This window comes from Micromonospora sp. C51 (assembly GCF_018070435.1).
Classification (GTDB): Bacteria; Actinomycetota; Actinomycetes; order Mycobacteriales; family Micromonosporaceae; genus Micromonospora; species Micromonospora sediminimaris.
Genome location: NZ_JAGPXQ010000054.1, coordinates 14,485 through 35,972 on the forward strand (window position 1 = coordinate 14,485; position 21,488 = coordinate 35,972).

Below are 21,488 nucleotides of genomic sequence, written 5' to 3' on the forward strand. Positions count from 1 at the left end.
CGCCTGTGCCGGCTCCGCGAGGCGGACAGGCGCGTACCACCAGGTTGTTCGCCTGCTGCGCCCGACTCGCCGCGTCCCGCTCATTCGAGATCGCCATCGTCGTGGTGATCCTCGCCAACGGCATCGTCCTCGGCCTGGAGACGTACCCCGATCTGGGGCCGGCGGGCATCGCGTTGCGCGCCTTGGAATGGGGCTTCCGGACGGTCTTCGTCGCCGAGATCACCATTCGGATCCTGGCGTACGGTCGGTGCCCGCAGGACTTCTTCCGGCACGGCTGGAACGTCTTCGACTTCCTGGTGATCGCCGCGATCTTCATCCCCGGCCTGCACGGCGACTCGGCGCTGCTACGGGTGGTCCGGGTGCTGCGGATCGTCCGACTGGTACGGTTCTCACCCGGGCTGCGCACGATCGTCTCCGCGTTGTGGCGCAGCCTGCCCGGCATCGGCGGCTTCTTCGCGCTGGCCGTGGTGACGCTCTACGTGTACGGCATGGCCGGCTGGCTGATTTTCGGCGAGGTCTATCCGGAGCAGTACGGAGACATCGGCCGCTCCCTGCTGACGCTGTTCGTGCTGCTGTCGTTGGAGACCCTGCCGGACCTCATCGAGCAGGGGATGGAGTTCTCGCCCTGGACGGTGCTCTACTACGGCAGCTACGTGGTGATCACCGTCAACCTGCTGCTCAACATCCTGATCGCGGTCTTCGTCAACTCGATGGAGGAGGCGCGTCGGTTGGAGATGACTGAAGGGTTGGGCCCCGGCTACGACTCCGACGGTGACGGCGTGCCCGACGAGGTGGACCGGATCGCGATCAGTCAACGCCTCGACGACCTGCGCACGCTCATCGTCGAGCTGGAACGTGAGCTGCGCATCGACCGCGACGACGGCCGGCTCCGTCGGGTCGGCAAGGAGTGACCAGCTGCCGGCACGTCCGTCTTTGATCAGTATCACGACGGGTGCGGATAACGGGCGTCACCGGATAGGGTCGTTACACCGTCTGATGATCTCTGGGGAGGCTGTGTGCTGGCACTGGTGGCGGTCCATGCGCTGACAGCGGTGATCGCCCCGGGGCTGGTGCGGCTGTGGGGGCGTAACGCCCTCTACCTGGTGGCGCTGGCACCGGGCGCGACGCTGGTCTGGGCTTTCACGCACACCGCCGGGGTACGCGACGGTGCGCCGGTGGTCGAGACGGTGCCGTGGGTGCCGCAACTCGGGCTGGAACTGGCCCTCCGGATGGGCACGCTGTCCTGGCTGATGGTCGTCCTGGTCGGCGGGGTGGGCGCGTTGGTGCTGGCCTACAGCGCGCGTTACTTCCGCAGCGACGATCCCGGTCTCGGCCGCTTCGCCGCCGTCTTCGTCGCCTTCGCCGGGGCGATGCTCGGCCTGGTGGTCTCCGACGACCTGTTGCTGCTGTACGTGTTCTGGGAACTGACCACCGTCTTCTCGTACCTGCTGATCGGTAGCGACCCGGCGAAACGGGCCAGCCGGCGGGCGGCCATGCAGGCCCTGCTGGTGACGACGCTGGGCGGCCTGGCGATGCTCGCCGGGTTCGTCATGCTCGGCCAGCACGCCGGCAGCTACCGCTGGTCCGAGATCGCCGGGAACCTGCCCGACGGCGGCTACCTCGCCGTGGCGGTGGTGCTGATCCTGCTCGGCGCGCTCAGCAAGTCGGCGATCTTCCCGTTCAGCTTCTGGCTGCCGGGTGCGATGGCGGCACCGACTCCGGTCAGCGCGTACCTGCATGCCGCCGCGATGGTGAAAGGCGGCGTGTTCCTGGTCGCCCTGATGGGGCCGGCGGTCGCCGAGGTCACCCCGTGGCGGCCGGTGCTGCTGGCCGCCGGCGTGGTCACCATGTTCCTCGGCGGGTGGGCGGCGTTGCGCCAGGCCGACCTCAAGCTGCTGTTGGCGTACGGCACGGTCAGCCAGCTCGGCCTGCTGATGGTGATTCTCGGTGCCGGCACCCGCGACACCGCGTTGGCCGGTGCGGCCATGGTGCTCGCGCATGCCCTGTTCAAGGCCACCCTGTTCCTCACCGTCGGGCTCATCGACCATGCCGCCGGTACCCGGGACCTACGCGAACTCAGCGGGTTGGGGCGGCGGGCACCAGTGCTCGCCGGGGTGGCCGCGCTCGCGGCGGCGTCGATGGCCGGCCTGCCGCCGATGGCCGGGTTCGTCGCGAAGGAAGCCGCCGTCGAGGCGCTGCTGCACGGCAGCGGGCCCGACCTGGTGGTGCTGGCCGGCGTGGTCCTCGGGTCGGCGCTGACCGTCGCGTACACGCTGCGGTTCCTCTGGGGAGCCTTCGCCAGCAAGCCAGACATCGCGCCCTCCGAGGTGGCGACCGTGTCCTGGCCGTTCGTCGCCCCGGCGGCGGCGCTGGCCCTCGCGGGCGCCGCGGCCGGACTGCTCGCCCCGGCGGTGGACCGGCTGCTCGCCCCGTACGCGGATCTGTATCCCAGCGCCGAGCCGGGCTACCACCTGGCACTCTGGCACGGGCTGACCCCGGCGCTCGGGTTGTCGGTGCTGGCGGTGGCCGGCGGCGCCGGGCTGTTCCACCTGTTGCGCCGCCGCGAACGGGTGCCTGCCGCGTTGCGGCTGCCGTTCGACAGCGCCACCGTCTACGCGCGGGTCATCGGTGGCGTCGACCGGCTGGCGGTGGAGTTGACCGGTGCCACCCAGCGTGGTTCGTTGCCGTTCTACCTCGGCGTCATCCTGGTGGTGCTGGTGCTGCTGCCCGGCGGGGCGCTGCTGATCGGTGCGCCCTGGCCGCAGCGGTTCCACGTCTGGGACACCCCGCTACAGGGGGTGGCCGCCGCCGTGGTGATCGTGGCGGCGGTGCTGGCCGCCCGTGCCCTGCGCCGCCTCACCGCGATGATCCTGGTCGGCGTGGCCGGCTACGGCACCGCGTTGCTGTTCATCCTGCACGGCGCACCCGATCTGGCGCTGACCCAGTTCCTGGTGGAGACCGTCACCATCGTCATGTTCGTGCTGGTGCTGCGTCGCCTGCCGGTGAGGTTCTCGGAGCGGCCGATCCGTTCCAGCCGGCGTGGTCGCGTCGCGATCGGCGTCGCCGTCGGTGCGGTCACCGCCGGCATGGCGTACGTCGCCACGGGCTCGCGCCAGGCCATTCCGGTCTCGGTGGGCTTTCCCGACGAGGCAGTGTCGTACGGCGGTGGCAAGAACATCGTCAACGTGGCCCTGGTCGACATCCGGGCCTGGGACACGATGGGTGAGATCGCCGTGCTGGTGGTGGCCGCCACCGGCGTGGCCAGCCTGATCTTCCGGCGGGCCGGCGACCTGCACCGGCGGGCCGACATCCCCGGTGACGGCCGGGCGGCATACAACCGCCCACGATGGCTGACCACCGGTGCCACCACCCGGAGCCAGTCGGTGGTCCTCCAGGTGGTGACCCGGCTGCTGTTCCACGCGATCGTGCTCTTCTCCATCTACCTGCTGTTCAGCGGCCACAACGCCCCGGGCGGCGGCTTCGCCGCCGGCCTGGTCGCCGGTCTCGCGCTGGCCGTGCGCTACCTGGCCGGCGGGCGCACCGAACTCAACGGCGCGGCACCCGTGGACGCCGGTGTGGTGCTCGGTGCCGGGCTGTTCGTCTCCGTCGGTACCGGCGTGGGCGCGATGCTGCTCGGCGGCGAGTTCCTGCAGAGCGCGGTCCTCGATTTCCACCTACCGCTGCTGGGGCACGTCCACTTCGTCACGTCGGTCTTCTTCGACGTCGGTGTCTACCTGATCGTCGTCGGTCTGGTGCTGGACATCCTGCGCAGCCTCGGCGCGGAGATGGACCGGCAGAGCGAGAGCGAGACCGAGACCGCCGAGAGCCGGGAAAAGGAGCTGGTGTGAGCGCCAACCTCACCTACGTGATCGTGGTCGGCGTGCTCGTCGCCGCCGGAGTGACGTTGCTGCTGGAACGCAGCCTCACCCGGGTGCTGATGGGTGTCATCCTGCTCGGCAACGGCGCCAACCTGCTCCTGCTGACCGGCGGACGGGCCGGTGGAGCGCCGATCGTCGGCACCACCGATCCGGAACAGATGAGTGATCCGTTGCCACAGGCGATGATTCTCACCGCCATCGTCATCACCCTCGGCATGACGGCGTTCCTGCTCGCCCTGGCGTACCGCAGCTGGCACCTCAACGGGCACGACGAGGTGCAGGACGACGTCGAGGACCGCCGGATCATGGATCTCGCGATCCGCGACGAGGGCCCGGGCACCGCCGACATCGAGGGCGGCACCGGTGACGACGACGGGCCGGCCGGCGGTGCCCGTCCGGGTGCCGACGTGGTGGAAGCAGGTCGGGCCGGATGACGTACCTCGTACCGCTGCCGGTGGTGATGCCACTGCTCGGCGCGGCGCTGACGCTGCTGCTGCTCGGCCGTCCGCACGCCCAGCGGTGGGTGAGCCTCAGCGTGCTCGCCGCCACCGTGGCGGTGTCGGCGGCCCTGCTGGTGCAGTCCAGCCTGCACGGTCCACTGGTGGTGCAGGTCGGCGGCTGGGTCGCCCCGTTGGGCATCGTGCTGGTCGCCGACCAGTTGGCCGCGCTGATGCTGGTGGTCTCGGCCGCGGTGACGCTCTGCGTGCTGGTCTACTCGATCGGGCAGGGTATGGCCGACGGCCACGAGGAGACCCCGCTGTCGGTCTACCACCCGACCTACCTGGTGCTGACCGCCGGTGTCTGCAACGCGTTCCTCTCCGGTGACCTGTTCAACCTCTACGTCGGTTTCGAGATCCTGCTGGTCGCCAGCTACGTGCTGCTGACCCTGGGCAGCACTGAGAACCGGATCCGTGCCGGCACCACCTACGTGGTGGTGAGCCTGCTCTCCTCGGTGATCTTCCTGATCGCGATCGGCCTGGTCTACGCCTCGACCGGCACGCTCAATCTCGCCCAACTCGTCGACCGGCTGGACACCCTGCCGGACGACCTGCGCCTGCTGTTGCAGGGCATGCTGCTGTTGGCCTTCGGCATCAAGGCGGCGGTCTTCCCGCTGTCGGCCTGGCTGCCGGACAGCTATCCGACGGCACCGGCCCCGGTCACCGCGGTCTTCGCCGGCCTGCTCACCAAGGTCGGCGTGTACGCGATCATCCGTACCGAGACGCTGCTGTTCCCCGGTGGACGCACCGCCACGCTGCTGCTGGTGACGGCGGTGCTGACCATGGTGGTCGGCATCCTCGGCGCGGTAGCCCAGTCGGACATCAAGCGGTTGCTGTCGTTCACGCTGATCAGCCACATCGGCTACATGCTGTTCGGGGTGGGCCTCACCTCGTCGCTCGGGCTGTCCGCGGCGATCTTCTACGTGGTGCACCACATCACCATCCAGACCACCCTGTTCCTCGCCGCCGGTCTGGTCGAACGCCGGGGCGGCAGCACCGCGCTGGACCGTCTCGGTGGCCTGGCCCGGCTGTCACCCGTGCTCGCCGTGCTGTTCTTCGTGCCCGCGCTGAACCTCGCCGGCATCCCGCCGTTCTCCGGGTTCCTCGGCAAGCTCGGCCTGATCCAGGCGGGCGTCGACGACGGCGGTGTGCTGGCCTGGATCCTGGTGGCTGGCGGGCTGGTCACCAGCCTGCTCACCCTCTACGCCATCGCCCGGGTGTGGAATCTGGCCTTCTGGCGGACGCCGCACGCGGACATGCCTGCCGCCGACGACGCCGAGCAGGCGGCCCGTACCGAGGGCGCGGTGGAGCCGGACCGGGGTGGCGGCGGGCAGTCAGGCGCTGTGCTGCCCAAGCTGATGATCGCGCCGACGCTGGCGCTGGTGGTGCTCGGGCTGGCGTTGACCGTGGTCGCCGGCCCGTTGTTCGACCTCAGCACCGACGCCGCCGACGACCTGCTCCGCCGGACGCCGTACGTCGATGCCGTCTTCCCGGGAGGTGCGCCGTGAGTTCCGACCCGTTGACCCCGGCGGAGCCGAACGAGCCGCTACGTCCCACGCTGAGCCGCACGGCCCGGCGGCGCAACCAGGTCATCGCGGTGACCGCGCTGGTCGCCGTCTGGGTGCTGCTCTGGGGCACCCTCTCCTGGGCCAACATCATCGGTGGTCTGGTGGTGGCCGCCGTCCTGCTGGCCGTGTTCCCGCTGCCGCCGGTGACCTTCGCCGGCCGCATCCACCCGCTGCCGATGCTCCGCTTCTGGCTGCACTTCCTGCGCGACCTCGTGGTGGCCTCGGCGCAGGTCGCCTGGTTGGCCATCCGGGTTGGCCACACTCCGCAGAGCGCGATCATCGCGGCGCGTCTGCGGGTCAACACCGACCTCAACCTCACGCTCACCGCCGAGGCGTTGTCGCTGCTGCCGGGCAGCCTGATCCTGGAGGCCGACCGGCGGACCGGCACGCTCTACATCCACGTACTGGGCGTGACCAGCCGGGACGAGGTCGAGCGATTCCGCCGCGGCGTGCTGGAGCTTGAGGCCCGCATCGTCGAGGCCATCGGCTCACCCGAGGAGTTGCGCCGCATCCGGGAGAATCCGGCTGACCGGGAAGGAGTACCCGCATGACCGCGGTCGCCGTGACCGTCACCGTGCTGCTCGCCGTGGCGGGTGGGCTCACCCTCGCCAGGGTCATCCGCGGGCCGTCGATCCTCGACCGGGCGGTGGCCACCGATGTGCTGCTGGCCATCATCGTCGCGGCGATCGCCACGGAGGCCGCCTACAGCCGGGACGCCACCGCGTTGCCCGTGCTGGTCGTCCTCGCCGTGCTCGGATTCGTCGGCTCGGTCAGCGTCGCCCGGTTCGCCGCCCGACGTGACGACAGCGCCACGTCCACCACCTCGGACGGGAGCCAGACGTGAGCCTGGACGTGGTGTTCGATGTCGTGGCCTCGATCTGTCTGATCGCCGGGGCGTTGCTCAGCCTGGCCGCCGGGGTGGCCCTGGTGCGCTTCCCCGATCTGCTCACCCGGATGCACGCGGCGGCCAAACCGCAGGTGCTCGGGCTGCTGCTGGTGCTGGTCGGGTGCGCTCTGCGACTGCGTACCGGGGTGGACATCACCACGTTGGTGCTGGTCGGTGCCTTCTCCCTTGCCACGGCCCCGGTTGCGGCCCACATGGTCGGTCGGGTCGCGTACCCGCACGAGGACATCCGCACCGACCTGCTGGTCACCGACGAACTCGCCGCCCACCTGGACCGTGTCGCCGACGAGCGGGAGCACTCCGCGCCGGCCTGACCGGGCCCTCGAGAGCTGGCAGCCCCGGGTCAATATCCATTGCGGGCGACGCGGATCATGCCTAGCCTTTCCGGCATCAGGTCGATCACGACGGGAGCCGGAAGGAGTATGCCGTGCGAGAACTGAACCGCAGCCAGGTCGGTCGTTGTTTGTGGTGCCCCGCCGTCGCGCTCGCCGGCAGACCCGCCCTCCCGACGACCAGCAGGTAGTCCCGGCGCTCGGCACGCCGCCGCAGGGCAGACCCTGACCGGCACGGATTCGCCGACGATCCCGCGACCACCCCAACCGACCCCGGGCTGCCCCCGGCATCTCTCACACCAACCCGCCACCCGCGCCCACGCGGCCGTGGATCATGCAGTTGTGGTCTGTCCAAACCGGGGCAAAAGCTGCATTCCACCGACCACAGGTGCATGATCGGCGGGCTTCGCCTCAGAACCAGGAGAACACCACCATGGGCTTCAGCCTGCTCGCGGGAACGCGGGCGCCGGTGCGGGTGTGGACCGACCCGTACGCCATCGAGCCGCAGGCCGCGCGGCAGCTGCGCAACATCGGCGCGCTGCCATGGGTGCAGGGCGTCGCGGTCATGCCCGACGTGCACTTCGGCAAGGGTGCCACGGTCGGCTCGGTCATCGCGATGCGGCAGGCGGTCTCACCGGCGGCCGTCGGGGTCGACATCGGCTGCGGCATGTCGGCGGTGCGTACCTCGCTGACCGCCGACGACCTGCCCGACGACCTCGCCGGGCTGCGTCGGGCCGTGGAGGCCGCCATCCCGGTCGGCTTCGCGCAGCGGGACGAGCCGGTGAACCCGCGCCGGGTACGGGGGCTGGAACAGCGCGGTTGGGATGACTTCTGGCGGCGCTTCACCGACCTGGACCGGCGGGTGGCGCAGCTGGAGTCGCGGGCCCGTCGGCAGCTCGGCACCCTCGGTGGCGGCAACCACTTCATCGAGGTCTGCCTGGAACAGGGTGGTGCCGACGCCGGACGGGTCTGGCTGATGCTGCACTCCGGGTCCCGCAACATCGGCAAGGAACTGGCCGAGCGGCACATCGCGGTGGCCCGCCGGCTGCCGCACAACGCCGACCTGCCCGACCGGGACCTGGCGGTGTTACTCGCCGGCACGCCGGAGATGGACGCCTACCGCCGGGACCTGTGGTGGGCGCAGGAGTACGCGCGGCGCAACCGCGCCGTCATGCTCGCCGTCCTGATGAACCTGATGCGGGACCGGTTCCCGCAGATCACGTACGACGAGCCGATCAGCTGCCACCACAACTACGTGGCGGAGGAGACCTACGAGGGGGTGGACGTGTTGGTGACGCGCAAGGGTGCCATCCGGGCCGGCCTCGGTGACCTGGGCATCATCCCCGGTTCCATGGGCACCGGCTCGTACATCGTCCGTGGCTCCGGCAACGACTGGAGCTACCGCTCGGCCTCGCACGGGGCGGGCCGGCGGATGTCCCGGGCCCAGGCGAAGCGGACGTACAGCACCGCTGACCTGGCGGCGCAGACGTCGGGAGTGGAGTGCCGCAAGGACGCCGGGGTGGTCGACGAGATCCCCGGGGCGTACAAGGACATCAACGAGGTGATGGCGCAGCAGGAGGACCTGGTCGAGGTGGTCGCCCACCTCAAGCAGGTGATCTGCGTGAAGGGCTGAGGTGCGGTCGGCGCCCGTCGGGGGGCGGGCGCCGGCCGTACCCGTCGTCTGCCGCTGAGATCTCCGCGTGCCAGTCCTGAGCCTGCGCCTCGGCGAGCCGGTGCCAGGTCGCCGGGCCGCCCCGCAGGGGCCAGGCGCGGCTGGTGCCGTAACCGGTTCCGACCCCGCTCAGCTCGCGGGCGAAACGGCGGTGCACGGCGGCGAGGGCCTCCGCAGCGCCAGGCGTGCCGGCGGCCACCTGGTGTCGTACGGCCTCGGTGGTCGTCGCGTAGCGGCGCACGGCGTTGTCCGTCTCACCGTCGACCTGGTGCTGGCTCACCGAGGAGAGCCGGAGCAGCGGTGGCTGTCCGTCCTCGGCGAGCGCGGCGACGAGCCGATCATGACCGTCCAGCACGACGTGGCAGTCGAGGCCGCTGATCCACCACAGCAGGACCGGCGGCAGGGCACCCTCCCGGAACTGCTTCCGATGCGCCTTGACCCGCGCGGAGTCAGGGCTCGCCAGCGGGCGGAGCGGCAGGATCTGCCGGTGCCGGTCCCCGCTGAACCAGTCGATCCAGCCGCGGTCATGCGGCAGCGGAACCGGGGCCGGTCGCTGTGTCGCGCCGACCTCCGGGTACCCGACGTCGCCGCGGATGACCCAGCGGCCGGCATGCAGCGGGCCCGCGCCAGTCCCGGTCAGTGCGGTAGCGAAGTGATGAGCCCACCGAGCCAGCCAGGCGCCGCCCGCGTCGGCGGCGCCGACGGCCGCCGCCCGAGCCGCAGTTATCGGCGGCACCGGCGGGCGGTGGTGGCCCGTTGCGGCGTACGCGACGCCGAAGTGGTCATCAGCCACGCTGGCCAACAGCAGGATCGCGTCGCCACTCCGCAGCACGAGCAGGCCACGTCCGGCTGCCTCGACCCGCAGGGCCGGTCGGTCCGGCTGCCCGACGTCGAGAACCAGCGCCTGCCACGCCCCCTCCGCGCTCGACGCGGGAAAATTCGTCCTGCGCACCACGGACGTCGTCTCGGCCACCGGCCCATCATCGGTCACCCAGGGACGCTGTCGCCCACTGATTACGCCGGGAGGCGGCACCGGCGTCGACCACGGCGAACGATGTCGAAAACGGTTTGACAGCGCACATATTCTGATCCTCCGTACTTTCGGCGGACCGTGAGTCGCGAGGGGGCCCTGCCCTCTCGACACTCAGGAGCCGCAATGCGCCGGGCGCCCGCCCTCACCGTTCTCCTCGGCACCGTCTTCCTGGACATGCTCGGGCTCGGTCTGATCGTGCCGATCATGCCCACCCTGATGGCCTCGGTCACCGAGGACGCCGCCGCAGCTGCCTTCTGGTCCGGCCTGCTCGGCTCGGTCTACGGGCTGCTCCAGTTCGTGGTCTCGCCGCTGCTCGGGCGGCTGTCCGACCGCCACGGCCGCCGTCCGGTCCTGCTCGCGTCGTTGACCTGCCTCGGCGTCGACTGGCTGGCGCACGCGACGTCGCCAAGCCCGTGGACCCTGCTGGTGTTCCACGCTGCCGCTGGTGCCTGCGCGGGCACGTACACCGTGGTCAACGCCTACATCGTCGACGTCACGGAACCCAGGGCGCGGGCCCAGGCGTACGGGCTGGTCGGCGCCGCGTTCGGGCTCGGCTTCGTCGCCGGTCCGGTCCTCGGTGGCCTGCTCGGCGCCGTCGACGTACGCCTGCCCTTCGTCGCCGCCGCCGTACTGTGCTTCGCCAACGCCGCGTACGGCTGGTTCGTCCTGCCGGAGTCACGACCCGGTGACCCGAGCACCCCGGTGACCCTGCGGCTGGCGAACCCGTTCGGTGCCATCGCGGCCGTCCTGCGCCGACCGGTGCTCGGCCGCCTCGCCCGCGCCCGGTTCTGTGCCGATGTCGCCCGCATGACGCACCAGTCGACCTGGACATTCTTCCTCACCCACCAGTTCACCTTCAGCAGCACCCAGATCGGGCTCGTACTGGCCGCTTCCGCGCTCGCCAGCGCGGTCTACCAGGCCAGAGCCATCGGACCGGTGGTTCGGCGTCTCGGCGACAAGCGCGCCGCAGTGCTCGGTAGCCTCCTCGGTCTCGCCTCGCTCGCCGGTACGGCGTTCGTGTCCGTGCCGTGGCTTCTCTATCTCCTGTGCGCGGTCGGTGTGCTCGGCTCGCTCGCCGGTGCCGCCGCGCAGTCATGGATTGCTCGCACCGTGCGGGCCGACGAGCAGGGCACTGTCCAGGGTGCGCTGACCGGCATCGGCGCCGTCGCGGAGACCGTCGTACCGGTCACGGCCGGAGTGGCGTTCGGCTGGTCGCTGACGTACGCGTCACCGGGCTTGGTTTATCTTGGCGCCGCCGTTTTCGCGGCCGGGGCGGCGCTGCTGCTGGCCGCGACGCCCGACGTCGCGCCAAAAGCGATGGAGTAGGTCAGGAGTCGGTCGACCGCCAGAGCCAGCGCAGCGCGTCTGGCAGGAGGACGCCACCGTGGTTCGGGTTGTGGCCACCGTCGCCGAGTACGAGCCGGAAGTCGTAACCTGCCTCGGCCAGGGCGGCCGCGACCCGCAGGTTGTGGGAGAGCCAGTTGCGGTGTGGCTCGTTCCAGTGCAGATCCCGATGACCGGCCTGCATGAAGATGCGTAGCGGCTTGCGGGCCTCACTGACGATGATGTCCGGGTACGGATTCCCGCCGGGCATCTGGACGAAGCTGGACAGGCAGCTCACCACCCGTCGGAATTTGTCCGGGCGCAGCCAGGCGGCGGTGAACGCCGCATTGCCGCCACTACTGCCGCCACAGATGGCCCACCGGTCCGGGTCATCGGCGATCGAGTAGCGTGCCGTGACCTGCGGGATGATCTCGGTCAGCAGGAAGGTGACGAGGCGGTCGTCGAACGCGTCGTACTCGATGTTGCGGTTCTTCGGCTGCTCGGCGTTCACGAGGATGCCAGGGTCGACGAACAGGCCAACGGTGGCCGGGATGTCGCCGTGGTGGATGAGATTGTCCAGGACGATCGCGCCACGGACCTCCCCATCCGGATCCAGGTACCACTGGCCGTCGAGGAACACGATCAGCGAAGCCGGCCGCGAGGGGTCGTACTGGGCGGGCAGATGCACCCAGAACTTCCGTGACGTACCCGGATAGATGGTGCTGTCATCCCAGCTGAACTCGATGGTTTGACCTCTCGGTGTGCTCTGCTGTCGGTGCGAGTCGGGGCCGTGGTGGTAGCGGACGTCCGACTGATCGATGGCGAGGGATCGAAATGGCACCTCAATGGTCACCCGGCGACGCTACGAGCAGTCGTCACGCCGGGCAACGACATTCGGCATCGGAGCGCGACAGCAGCACGATCCTGGGGCCGCGTACCGGCCTCGGCCAGCCGGATGTCGGTACCGAGACCGGCGACTTCGGCACCGAGGACGACAACATCCGGACGTACGGTCATGAAGGCGCCCTCACCGTGACGGCGGTCGTCAGGGCGGTGATGGCGCGACGGATGCGGCTGGCCGCCGCCGGGTCGTCTGCGTCGGTGAGGGCGACGTGGTGCAGGACCCCGACCACCGCCACCGCCAGCGCCTCGGTGTCGGCGGCTGCGGGTAGCCGTCCGATGTGTCGCTCGGCGGCCAGGTATCCGACGACCGCGCGTTCGAGTGCCGACAGCGCAGCGCTTCCGCTGCCCAGCACCGCTTCGACGGCTTCCGTCAGGATCGGCCGGTAGGCGAAGAGTCGGGTGACGGCCAGCATCGTGATCATCGGGGTGGCGAGCAGCGTCTCGCTGAGGTTCGCGTCGAGGGTGCCGGTGCCGGCGCGGTCGGGGAGCCCGGCCACGACGGCGGCGATCTGGAAGCTCCGGTCGACCGCGTAGCCGGTCAGGAAGTCGTCGAAGCTGGCGAAGTGGGCGAACAGCAGCCCCGTGGCGACGCCGCCCTCCCGCGTCACGGCCCGGCTGGTGAGCTGGCTGGGCCCCGCGGTCGCGATCAGACGTTCCGCGGCGGCGAAGAGGTGCTGCCGAGGCTCGGTGATGGCGACTCCGCGGGGCATGCCGGCAGTCTACGCATCTTGCGCCCGGATGAGCATGCGCTCATCATGTTTGAGCAAACGCTCATACCTGGGGGTCCGAATGAAGCGAACGGTGATCGTCGGTGCTGGCATAGCCGGTCTCGCCACCGCCCTGCGACTGGCACGCGACGGGTGGCAGCCGATCGTCGTGGAACGTGCCCCGGCCCGGCGCAGTGGCGGCTACCTGGTGAACCTGCTCGGCGGGGGCTATAACGCCGTCGAGCGGCTCGGCCTGGTCCCCGCCCTCGCCGGGCGGGCGTTGGGCCCGTTCACCACCGTGCTGGTCCGAGCGGACGGTCGGCCGAAGCTCACGGTGCCCTCGGTCGTCGCGGAGGCCGCACTGGGCCCCCGCACCTTGACGGTGTTCCGGGGTGATCTGGAGGACGTGCTGTACGAAGCGGTCCGCGACCGGGTCGACCTCCGCTTCGGCACCACCGTCACCTCGGCCGAGCAGGACGCCGACCGGGTGGTGGTCAGGCTCAGTGACGGCACCACCGAGGAGGCCGATCTGCTCGTCGGCGCCGACGGCGTGCACTCCGCGACCCGGACGACGCTGTTCGGCGACGGTCATCGGGTCGACCTGCCGTACGTGGTGGCGGCCTTTCCGCTCACCCGTCCACCCGAAGCCATACCCGCGTCGTCTGCCACCACGTACATCGGCCCGGGACGTACAGCGGCAATCGTCAACGTTGGCCCGCGACGGTCCTCGGCCTTCTTCACCTACCGCTGCCCGGAGCCGGACCGGGAACTGCGACGCGGGCCAGTGCCCGCGTTGCGCGCCGCCTTCGCGGACCTGGCCGGCGGCGTACCCGGGGCGCTGCGTGACCTGGAGGCCGACCCGGTCAACGCCTACTTCGACCGGGTCAGCCAGGTCATGCTGCCGCAGTGGAGCGTCGGTCGGACGGTTCTCCTCGGTGACGCGGCCTGGTGCGTCAGCCTCTTCGCCGGGCATGGCGCGGCCCTGGCGATCGCCGGTGCCGACCAACTCGGCGCCGCCCTGGGACGGTACGGCGACGACGTCCGGTCAGCGCTGACCCACTGGGAGGCCGGCCTGCGCTCCGAGGTGCTCAAGCGGCAGGCGCTCGCCCGTCGCGGCATGTACCAGTACGCGCCACCGAGTCGCCTGCACGTCTGGCTGAACGAGGTCACGATCCGGGCGGTCACCCTGCCCGGCATCCGTGGCCTCGTCCGTCGCGGCATCGAACGCCAGAACCGGTGACCGTGCCGCCGGTCCTGGCGCGGCCGGTCAGCCGTACGGGTCGAAGTGGCCGGCCCAGCCCTCGCCGGCCACGGCTGCCAGGCCGGCGGGGCGGTTGGCCGGTGGCGAGCGTCGGCGGGGGAGAGGACGGTGATGACGCGGATTCCATTGCTATCTATTTCGCACGCCCGGGTGCGAGGGCCAACGCCGAACATGAGGACGACCCATTGACGGTCGGTGGGCGACGCTCACCGTACGGTCCGGTGAATGCCGCTAGATCACCAGGGTGTCCTCGCGACCCGTGCGGCGGCGGACGTGACCGCGCCACCCGGCGAGCAGGGCGATCAAGGTCCAGCCACTGACGCCGAGCAGGAGCGCGATCAGCTTGCCGCCGGAGTCGACCCGGTCGGCGTCCTGGAGGGTGAGCAGCCCGTCCGGGTCGGTCAGCACGGTGAGCCTCTCGCCGACCCGGTAACCGGGGTCACTGCCCTGGTAGACCAGCGGTTCCGCAAGGGGCCCGGTCGCGCCCGACAGGGTGAAGGTGTGCCGACTGCCGTCGGCCTGTGCGTCGACGACGGTGACCTCCTGGCGTACGCCGCGCTGTTCGAGCGCCAGGTCGGGGGCGAGCTGCACCGAACCGACGAGGACGAAGAGGGCCGGGAGGAAGGAGAGGAAGGCCAGCCAGGCCGCGCGGTGCAGGAGGCGTACGGCGAACACGAAGACCAGCGACAGGACGATGCCGGTCCCGATCGCGACAGCCCTGGTGCCGGCGGCGGCGTACCCGATGCCGGTGTTCAGCGCGGCGATGACGAACCCGGACAGCACCAGCAGCGCCGTCCGGCGGGCCGAGGTACCGGCCGTCCAGGCACCGGCCATCCCGGTTACGGCGTTCGCAGACACGCCGGAGATCGTAACTGCGGTCGTCGAGTTCGAAGCGCCGGCCGCGAGCGACCTTCCGCCCATCGCTGCGGAGCCGGCTCAGCGTGTTGCGGCCAGGGTCACCGGCACCGCCACCACCTTCGTGCGGGAGCCGTCGACCGCCGACACCTCGTACACCTCGATGGTGCCGGTCTGCTCGGCCGACAGCCGGTATCTCACGGCCACCCGGTACGCGGCCCGGCAGCCGTTGCCGCAGGTGGCGGTGGTGAAGGCGGTGGCGAGTTGGCGGCCGGCGGCGTCGAGTACCCGGACATTGACTGTCGCCTCGAAGACGTCGGCGCTACCGGTGACGGTGACCGGGCTGGTCACCCGGCCGCCGATGACCGGGCCGGTGACCACGATCGGCGGCAGCAGGTCGGCGTGGTCGGCACGGCCGGCCGGTGCGGCGGTGCCGAAGTCGACCTGTCGCACGGTGGGAAACTGGGTGAGGGTGTAGACCACCTGCGCCTCCCGGAGCCGGGCGGTGACCGGGTCGGCCACGGCGGCCAGCCGGACGGTGGCGACACCGGCGACGATCCGGCTCACCTCGGCGCAGTCCGGCAGCAGGGTGACCAGACCGGCGTCGGCCTCCCGTCGGGTCGGCCCGGCGGCCAGTTCGGCCAGGGCCAGCCGGGAGGTGGCCACCGTGGCGGGTCGGGCGCGTCGGGTCGGGACGAGCCGCCCGTCACGGACGTACCACAGCTCAAGGGTGAGGGTCTCCGGCCGGGCGACGCCGGTGGTGCCGGTGCCGGGCGTGGTCGGTGCGGGGACGTCGGTGGGCGGCGGCGCGATGGTGGCGGACGGGCCGACGCTGGTGGGGGCTGGCACGATCGGCGCGGCGGCGGTGGGCGCCGGCCCGAGCGAGCCTGACCGCGACGGCGCGCACCCGGCGACCAGCAGCACCAGGGCGATCAGCGTCGCGAGTCGGCACCGGCTCATCCGGTGCCGCCGGTCAGCTCGGATCCGTGCGTGCCGGGCGGCACCGACGACGCCCGAGCCGAACCCGTGCTTGCCGCAGCGGTATGCGTCGACGGGACGTTTGCGGGCGCGGTGTCGGGCAGGTCGAGGCGGAAGCGGGTGCCGGCGCCGGGGGTACTGTGCACGGTCAATCGGCCGCCGAGTAGCCGGGCGTTCTCCAGGGCGATGGCCAGGCCGAGCCCGCTACCGCCGCCGGAGCGTGCCGGATCGACCTTGTGGAACCGGTCGAACAGCCGGGGCAGGTGTTCGGCCGGGATGCCCGGCCCCCGGTCGTCGACGTCGATGTGCACCCGGTCACCGGCCCGGGCTGTCCGCACCCGGACCTCACCGCCACCATGCTGCACCGCGTTGGCGATCAGGTTGCCCAGCACCCGCTCCAGTCGGCGCGGGTCGGTGCGGAGGCGCAGCGGGTCGCCGTCGACCGTGACCCGGTCCGGCCAGCCGCGAGCGGCCACGATCCGGCGCACCAGGTCAGGTGCGTCCACGTCGGTCACGTGCACCGCCTCCCGCCCGGCGTCCAGCCGGGAGATCTCCATCAGGTCCTCCACCAGGCGACGCAACCGGACCACGTCGATGACCAGCAGCTCACCGGCGCGCCGGGCATCGGTGGGCAACTGGTCGAGGTGGTCGCGCAGCAGCGAGGCCGCGCCGACCAGGGCGGTCACCGGGGTACGCAGCTCGTGCGCCACGTCGGCGGTGAACCGCCGCTCGCGTTCCTGTGCGTGGTGCAGGGCGGTGATCTTCGCCTCCAACGCCTCGGCCATCTCGTTGAACGACGCCGCCCAACCGCTGAACTCGTCCCGCCCGGCCACCGGCAGCCGGGTGGCGAGCAGGCCCTCCGTGATGGCTCGCGCGGCCCGGCTGGCCCGCCCCACCGGTTCCAGGGTCCGCCGGGCGAGGGTGTGCCCGACCGTGGCGGCGAGCAGCACCACCAGCACCCAGCCGGCGGCGAGCGCGTTGCGGAGCTGCGCCAATCCCGCCGCGAGGTCGTTCTCGTCGGTGATGACGTACAGCTCGGCGGTCGCGCCCGGAATCCGTCCGCCCACCACGAGCAGCGACGTCGGCGCGGAGCTGCGCTGGTAGCCGAGCTGCCCGGCCGCCACGGCGCTGCGCAGCCGCTCGGTCAGGTGCGGCGCGTACCCCGGGTCCGACGGCCAGGTGTCTTCGGCGATCAGCACCACGTGCCGGTCGCTGCCCTCGAAGCTGGTCAGCAGTTCGGTGCGGCGCTGCTCGGTCAGCGGCAGGAACTGTCCGGCGAGCACCAGCCGGTAGCGGGCGTCGGCCGCGGCGGCGTGCAACGACGCGTCGTAGCGGGCCTGCCGCAGCAGCAGGTACGACCCACCGGCGAGCACCCCGGCGGAGATTCCGGCGACCAGGACGAACGCGATGGTCAGCCGGCGGCGCAGCCGGCCGGGACGGACGGTCGGTGATCCTGCCGTCGTCTTCCGTGCTGGCGTTGCACCCATCCCCGTCGCCCGCTCATCCGGCGACGAGCTTGTAGCCGGCGCCGCGTACCGTGCGGATCAGCCGAGGGGTGCCCGGGTCCGCCTCGATCTTGGCACGCAGTCGCTGCACCGCCACGTCGACCAGCCGACTGTCACCGAGGTAGCTGTGGTTCCAGACCCGGTCCAGCAGCAGCTCGCGGGTGAACACCTGCCCCGGTCGGCGGGCCAGTTCCAGCAGCAGCCGGAACTCGGTGGTGGTCAGCGGCAGCTCCTGACCGTTCCGGCGGGCCACGAACGCGCCTGGGTCGATCTCCAGGTCGCCGACCCGCAATGCGCCGGGCTCGGGTGGCACCACGGCGCGGCGTAGCACCGAACGGACCCGGGCCACCAGCTCGGGCAGGTCGAAGGGTTTGCGCAGGTAGTCGTCGGCGCCGCACTCGAGGCCGACCACCACGTCGATGGTGTCGGTGCGGGCGGTCAGCATGAGGATCGGCACCGCGCTGCTGCGTCGGATCTCCCGACACACCTGGAGGCCGTCGAGGCCAGGCAGCATGATGTCCAGCACGATCAGGTCGACGGTCCCGGCCCGCCAGGCGGTCAACGCCTGCCGGCCGTCGGCGGCGGTGTCCACCCGGAACCCGGCGCGGCGCAGCCCGAGGGCGGTGACCTCCCGGATGGAGGCGTCGTCCTCGACCACCAGCACGCGGCCGTCCATGATGCACCCAGGGTAGTCCCGGGCGGTCGGTACGTCGCCCGGCGTGACGGGTGGCGGTGAGGGTCCGGCCGGTGCCGGACCCTCACCGCAACGGTCGGTCATTCCTGCCACTGGTGCGCCACGTCGAGCACGATCCGGCTGTGACTGCCGGGTCCGGCCAGCACGAACACCCGGAACGGCAGCCGGGCGCGGACACCGACGGCGAAGGTGCTGTAGCCCTCGAAACTGCCGCCGAAGACCACGTCGCGCAGGGTCTGGTAGCGCAGCACGTTGGCCGCGTGCTCGCCGGTCCGGTACGGCACCGTCGCGAGGTGCTCGTCGTCGTACGCGGGGGCGCGCAGCGAGACCCGCAGCAGCGCGCCACCGGCGGTGTACGGCGACAGCGGCAACCCTTCACCCTCGGTGTACGTCTCGCCGTAGGCGACGCTGTAGCCGGTGACCGGGCCGTCGAACTCGAACACCACCCGGTCGTGACAGTCGTGCCGACCGGTTCGCACGTCGATCAGTGGCGCGGAGCTGAGCGCCCCGGCGGTCTTGTCGGCGCTGCCCCAGGTGATTCCGCAGTACGGCGCGCCGGTCGCCGCCTGTGTGGCGGTGGTCGGCGCGGCCGTCGCGGCGATCAGCGCGGCGAGCGCCACGAGCAGCGTGGTGACGGTCCTTCTGGTCCTCATTCGGTGCTCCCTTCCAGCCCGCCGCGCCCCTGGGACGTGCGGGCTTGACCTGGTGAAATCCCACGGTCGCGCCGTTACGCCACGGCAGTTTCGCCGTGGCGTAACGCAGGGGTAACAGCGGCGGGCGGTATGACGCTTTCGCGATGACAACCGTTTAGGCATGCCCATTAATATTTACGCACATCGATTGCGGCGTGTCGGCGCGCCGCTCAGTTTGCAGGGAGTGCGTGATGATCCGACGACAACTGCTGCGCGCGGCCACCGCCGCGCTGGCGGCGGTGCTGGCGGCGACGGGGCTTCAGGTGGCCACCGCCGCCAGCGCCTCGGCGGCCCGGACCGTCTACTACGACGCCAGCCGGGCCGGCGAGTTCCGGACCAACTTCGACCAGGCCGCGCAGATCTGGAACAGTCGGGTCAGCAACGTGCGGCTGGTGCCCGGCACGCCCGCCAGCGTCACCATCTACGTCGACAGCGGCTGGCCCCGGGCGCAGGTCACCGGGCTCGGCTCCGGACGCATCTGGATGGGCTGGCAGGCGGTCAACCAGGGCTACCACCGCACCAGGATCGCCACCCACGAGTTCGGTCACATCCTCGGTCTGCCCGACCGGCGCACCGGGCTCTGCTCCGACCTGATGTCCGGCAGCAGCGCGCCGGTCTCCTGCACCAACGCGTACCCCAGCGCCGCCGAGGCGAGCCGGGTCAACCAGCTCTTCGCCGGCAGCGCGCGCTCGTCGGCGGCGGCCGGCAGCTACACCTGGACCGAGGACACCGGTGTCGGGATCCTGGTGGTCAACGGCCGCCCGGCAACCGAGAACTACCCGTGGCTCGTCTACACCTCCGGCTGCACCGGCACCCTGATCAAGTCCAACTGGGTGGTCACCGCGCGGCACTGCCCGACCCCGTCGTCGGTGCGGGTGGGCAGCATCAACCGCACCAGCGGCGGCACGGTCGTCCGGGTCAGCCGGGCGGTCAACCACCCGAGCATCGACGTCAAGCTGTTCCAACTCGCCAGCTCGGTCAGCTACGCGCCGGCCCCCATCCCGACCACCTCCGGCGCCGTCGGCACGGCCACCCGGATCATCGGCTGGGGCCAGACCTGCGCACCCCGCGGCTGCGGCTCCGCGCCCACCGTGGCCCACGAGCTGGACACCTCGATCGTGTCCGACAGCCGGTGCAGCGGCATCAACGGCCCGTACGAGATCTGCACCAACAACACCAACGGCAACGCCGGCGCCTGCTACGGCGACTCCGGCGGTCCCCAGGTGCGCCGGATCAACGGCGTGTGGAACGTCATCGGCGCGACCAGCCGGGCGGGCAACAACAACTCCACCTGCGCCACCGGCCCGTCCATCTACGGTGACCTGCCCTCGATCCGCTCCTGGATCAACTCCCAGGTCGGCGGCCTCCCCGCCTGACAGCTGCGCTGATCATGCAGTTGTGGTGCCTCACGAACGCCTCGAAAGGGGGTGTTCCGGGTGCCACAACTGCATGATCGGCGAGGGGGCGCGGGGGAGTGCGGGGGTGGGGTGGGATAGTGGGCGGTCGTGGCGAGGTATGGGGTGCTGAGTCTGCCGTCGAGTAACCGGGTGTACTCGGGGGCGGCCGTGGAGCTGACGCGGGCGGAGCTGGAGATTTTCGGCGACGCGGTGCTCGGTGGGCGAATCGGTGAGGTGGCGACCGCGACCATCGGCGGGGCGCGTTACATCACGTTCGAGGTCGTCGGAGGCCTGAGCGAGCAGGACGCCGCGTTGCTGGGCAACCTCTCCGGCGCGTACGCGATCTTCGAGTTCGTCGGTGACCTGCTGCGGCCCGTGCCGGTGACCCGGCTGGACCGCTTCGACGACGACCTGCTCACCATCCAGAAGTATCCGGGCAAGACCAACGAGCAGTTCACCAAGCTGCTGCTCAACGTCACGTTGCTCGCCTCGGACGGGGCCGGTGACCTGCTGACCCGGCGGTTCCGGGTGCTCGACCCGCTGTGCGGCCGGGGCACCACCCTCAACCAGGCGATGATGTACGGCTTCGACGCCGCCGGCCTCGATCGGGACAGCAAGGACTTCGAGGCGTACCAGACGTTTCTGAGCACCTGGCTCAAGCGCAAGCGGATCAAGCACCGGGTGTTGGAGTCCGGGCCGATCCGCCGGGAGCGCAAGGTGGTCGGTCGGCGGCTACGGGTGGAGTTGGCCGCCTCGAAGGAGGCCCACAAGGCGGGCGACGTGCAGTCGGTGGACGTGGTGAACGCGGACACCACCCGGGTCGGTGAGTTCTTCCGCCCGGAGACGATCGACGTGGTGGTGGCCGACGCGCCGTACGGGGTGCAGCACGGCAGCCGTACGGCCGAGAACGGGCTGGCCCGCGATCCGCTCGCCCTGCTCACCGCCGCCGCCCCCGGGTGGGCGCGGGTGCTGCGCCCCGGTGGCGCGCTGGGCATCTCCTGGAACACGAACGTCGCCCGCCGCGAGGCCGCCGCTGAGTGCCTGGCCGCCGCCGGCCTCACCGTCCTGGACACCGGCCCCTGGCGCGCCCTCGCCCACCGCGTCGACCAGTCCATAGTCCGCGACGTCCTGGTAGCCCACAAACCCCACTGACCCACCCCACCTGTTGTACCCCGCCTGTTCTGCCCCACCTGTTCTGCCCCGTTGATCATGAGGTTAGCGGCGATGTTGATCTCTGAAACTGCCGCTAACCTCATGATCAACCCGGGTGTGCGGGGGTGGGGGAGGGT

Annotated in this window: 20 protein-coding genes; 12 read left to right on the forward strand and 8 right to left on the reverse strand. The window is 71.1% G+C overall.

Going from position 1 to position 21,488, the window contains the following annotated elements:
- Nucleotides 1-5 precede the first annotated feature (5 nt).
- From KBX50_RS29670 to KBX50_RS29705, 8 genes are all read left to right on the forward strand, one after another.
- On the forward strand, nucleotides 6-911 hold the full coding sequence (locus tag KBX50_RS29670; RefSeq protein WP_307871108.1) for an ion transporter: 906 nt from the start codon (nucleotides 6-8) through the stop codon (nucleotides 909-911).
- 105 nt (nucleotides 912-1,016) lie between these two features.
- Nucleotides 1,017-3,848 (forward strand): Na+/H+ antiporter subunit A, encoded by a 2,832-nt coding sequence (locus KBX50_RS29675; RefSeq protein WP_210941166.1) that lies wholly within the window; start codon nucleotides 1,017-1,019, stop codon nucleotides 3,846-3,848.
- Nucleotides 3,845-4,312, forward strand: coding sequence for a Na(+)/H(+) antiporter subunit C (locus KBX50_RS29680; RefSeq protein WP_210941167.1), 468 nt, complete (start codon nucleotides 3,845-3,847; stop codon nucleotides 4,310-4,312). The genes KBX50_RS29675 and KBX50_RS29680 overlap by 4 nt, the downstream gene beginning before the upstream one ends.
- Nucleotides 4,309-5,883, forward strand: a complete 1,575-nt coding sequence (locus KBX50_RS29685; RefSeq protein WP_210941168.1) for a Na+/H+ antiporter subunit D — start codon at nucleotides 4,309-4,311, stop codon at nucleotides 5,881-5,883. Before KBX50_RS29680 ends, KBX50_RS29685 begins: the two co-directional genes overlap by 4 nt.
- On the forward strand, nucleotides 5,880-6,494 hold the full coding sequence (locus tag KBX50_RS29690; protein ID WP_307871109.1) for a Na+/H+ antiporter subunit E: 615 nt from the start codon (nucleotides 5,880-5,882) through the stop codon (nucleotides 6,492-6,494). Before KBX50_RS29685 ends, KBX50_RS29690 begins: the two co-directional genes overlap by 4 nt.
- A complete protein-coding gene (locus tag KBX50_RS29695; protein WP_210941169.1) occupies nucleotides 6,491-6,787 on the forward strand; it encodes a monovalent cation/H+ antiporter complex subunit F in 297 nt (98 codons plus the stop codon). Before KBX50_RS29690 ends, KBX50_RS29695 begins: the two co-directional genes overlap by 4 nt.
- Nucleotides 6,784-7,161 (forward strand): monovalent cation/H(+) antiporter subunit G, encoded by a 378-nt coding sequence (gene mnhG / locus KBX50_RS29700; protein ID WP_210941170.1) that lies wholly within the window; start codon nucleotides 6,784-6,786, stop codon nucleotides 7,159-7,161. Before KBX50_RS29695 ends, mnhG begins: the two co-directional genes overlap by 4 nt.
- Nucleotides 7,162-7,612: 451 nt before the next feature.
- Nucleotides 7,613-8,812, forward strand: coding sequence for an RtcB family protein (locus tag KBX50_RS29705; protein WP_210941171.1), 1,200 nt, complete (start codon nucleotides 7,613-7,615; stop codon nucleotides 8,810-8,812).
- Here KBX50_RS29705 and KBX50_RS29710 read toward each other — a convergent pair.
- The gene (locus KBX50_RS29710; RefSeq protein ID WP_210941172.1) at nucleotides 8,784-9,842 is read right to left on the reverse strand and encodes a hypothetical protein; all 1,059 of its coding nucleotides are present in this window, start codon (nucleotides 9,840-9,842) and stop codon (nucleotides 8,784-8,786) included. The two genes, KBX50_RS29705 and KBX50_RS29710, sit on opposite strands and share 29 nt — an antisense overlap.
- Nucleotides 9,843-9,962: 120 nt before the next feature.
- Here KBX50_RS29710 and KBX50_RS29715 point away from each other — a divergent pair, with 120 nt between their 5' ends.
- Nucleotides 9,963-11,210 carry an MFS transporter gene (locus KBX50_RS29715; RefSeq protein WP_307871110.1) on the forward strand — a complete coding sequence of 416 codons (1,248 nt, stop codon included), beginning with the start codon at nucleotides 9,963-9,965 and terminating at the stop codon, nucleotides 11,208-11,210.
- Nucleotide 11,211: 1 nt separating this feature from the next.
- Here KBX50_RS29715 and KBX50_RS29720 read toward each other — a convergent pair whose 3' ends face one another.
- Nucleotides 11,212-12,060, reverse strand: coding sequence for an esterase family protein (locus tag KBX50_RS29720; RefSeq protein WP_210941174.1), 849 nt, complete (start codon nucleotides 12,058-12,060; stop codon nucleotides 11,212-11,214).
- Nucleotides 12,061-12,220: 160 nt separating this feature from the next.
- Nucleotides 12,221-12,820, reverse strand: coding sequence for a TetR family transcriptional regulator (locus KBX50_RS29725; protein ID WP_210941175.1), 600 nt, complete (start codon nucleotides 12,818-12,820; stop codon nucleotides 12,221-12,223).
- 91 nt (nucleotides 12,821-12,911) lie between these two features.
- On the opposite strand from KBX50_RS29725, the gene KBX50_RS29730 reads away from it, so the two are divergent.
- Complete coding sequence (locus KBX50_RS29730; protein WP_307871111.1) at nucleotides 12,912-14,057, forward strand: FAD-dependent oxidoreductase; 1,146 nt, start codon at nucleotides 12,912-12,914, stop codon at nucleotides 14,055-14,057.
- A gap of 252 nt (nucleotides 14,058-14,309) precedes the next feature.
- Here KBX50_RS29730 and KBX50_RS29735 read toward each other — a convergent pair whose 3' ends face one another.
- The 5 genes from KBX50_RS29735 to KBX50_RS29755 all read right to left on the reverse strand — a co-directional run bounded on the left by KBX50_RS29735 (nucleotide 14,310) and on the right by KBX50_RS29755 (nucleotide 18,763).
- Nucleotides 14,310-14,936, reverse strand: a complete 627-nt coding sequence (locus KBX50_RS29735; protein WP_307871112.1) for a hypothetical protein — start codon at nucleotides 14,934-14,936, stop codon at nucleotides 14,310-14,312.
- 78 nt (nucleotides 14,937-15,014) lie between these two features.
- Nucleotides 15,015-15,893 carry a Gmad2 immunoglobulin-like domain-containing protein gene (locus KBX50_RS29740; protein WP_210941177.1) on the reverse strand — a complete coding sequence of 293 codons (879 nt, stop codon included), beginning with the start codon at nucleotides 15,891-15,893 and terminating at the stop codon, nucleotides 15,015-15,017.
- Nucleotides 15,890-17,398, reverse strand: coding sequence for a HAMP domain-containing sensor histidine kinase (locus KBX50_RS29745; RefSeq protein WP_210941178.1), 1,509 nt, complete (start codon nucleotides 17,396-17,398; stop codon nucleotides 15,890-15,892). Before KBX50_RS29745 ends, KBX50_RS29740 begins: the two co-directional genes overlap by 4 nt.
- 13 nt (nucleotides 17,399-17,411) lie before the next feature.
- Nucleotides 17,412-18,092: a response regulator transcription factor gene (locus tag KBX50_RS29750; protein ID WP_210941179.1), complete on the reverse strand. Its 681-nt coding sequence runs from the start codon at nucleotides 18,090-18,092 to the stop codon at nucleotides 17,412-17,414.
- Between the two features lie 98 nt (nucleotides 18,093-18,190).
- A complete protein-coding gene (locus KBX50_RS29755) occupies nucleotides 18,191-18,763 on the reverse strand; it encodes a hypothetical protein (protein ID WP_210941180.1) in 573 nt (190 codons plus the stop codon).
- Nucleotides 18,764-18,993: 230 nt separating this feature from the next.
- Between KBX50_RS29755 and KBX50_RS29760 the strand changes: the two genes are divergently transcribed.
- Both KBX50_RS29760 and KBX50_RS29765 read left to right on the forward strand, forming a co-directional pair.
- Nucleotides 18,994-20,178 (forward strand): snapalysin family zinc-dependent metalloprotease, encoded by a 1,185-nt coding sequence (locus tag KBX50_RS29760; protein ID WP_210941181.1) that lies wholly within the window; start codon nucleotides 18,994-18,996, stop codon nucleotides 20,176-20,178.
- Nucleotides 20,179-20,307: 129 nt separating this feature from the next.
- The gene (locus KBX50_RS29765; RefSeq protein WP_210941182.1) at nucleotides 20,308-21,351 is read left to right on the forward strand and encodes a TRM11 family methyltransferase; all 1,044 of its coding nucleotides are present in this window, start codon (nucleotides 20,308-20,310) and stop codon (nucleotides 21,349-21,351) included.
- Nucleotides 21,352-21,488: the final 137 nt, after the last annotated feature.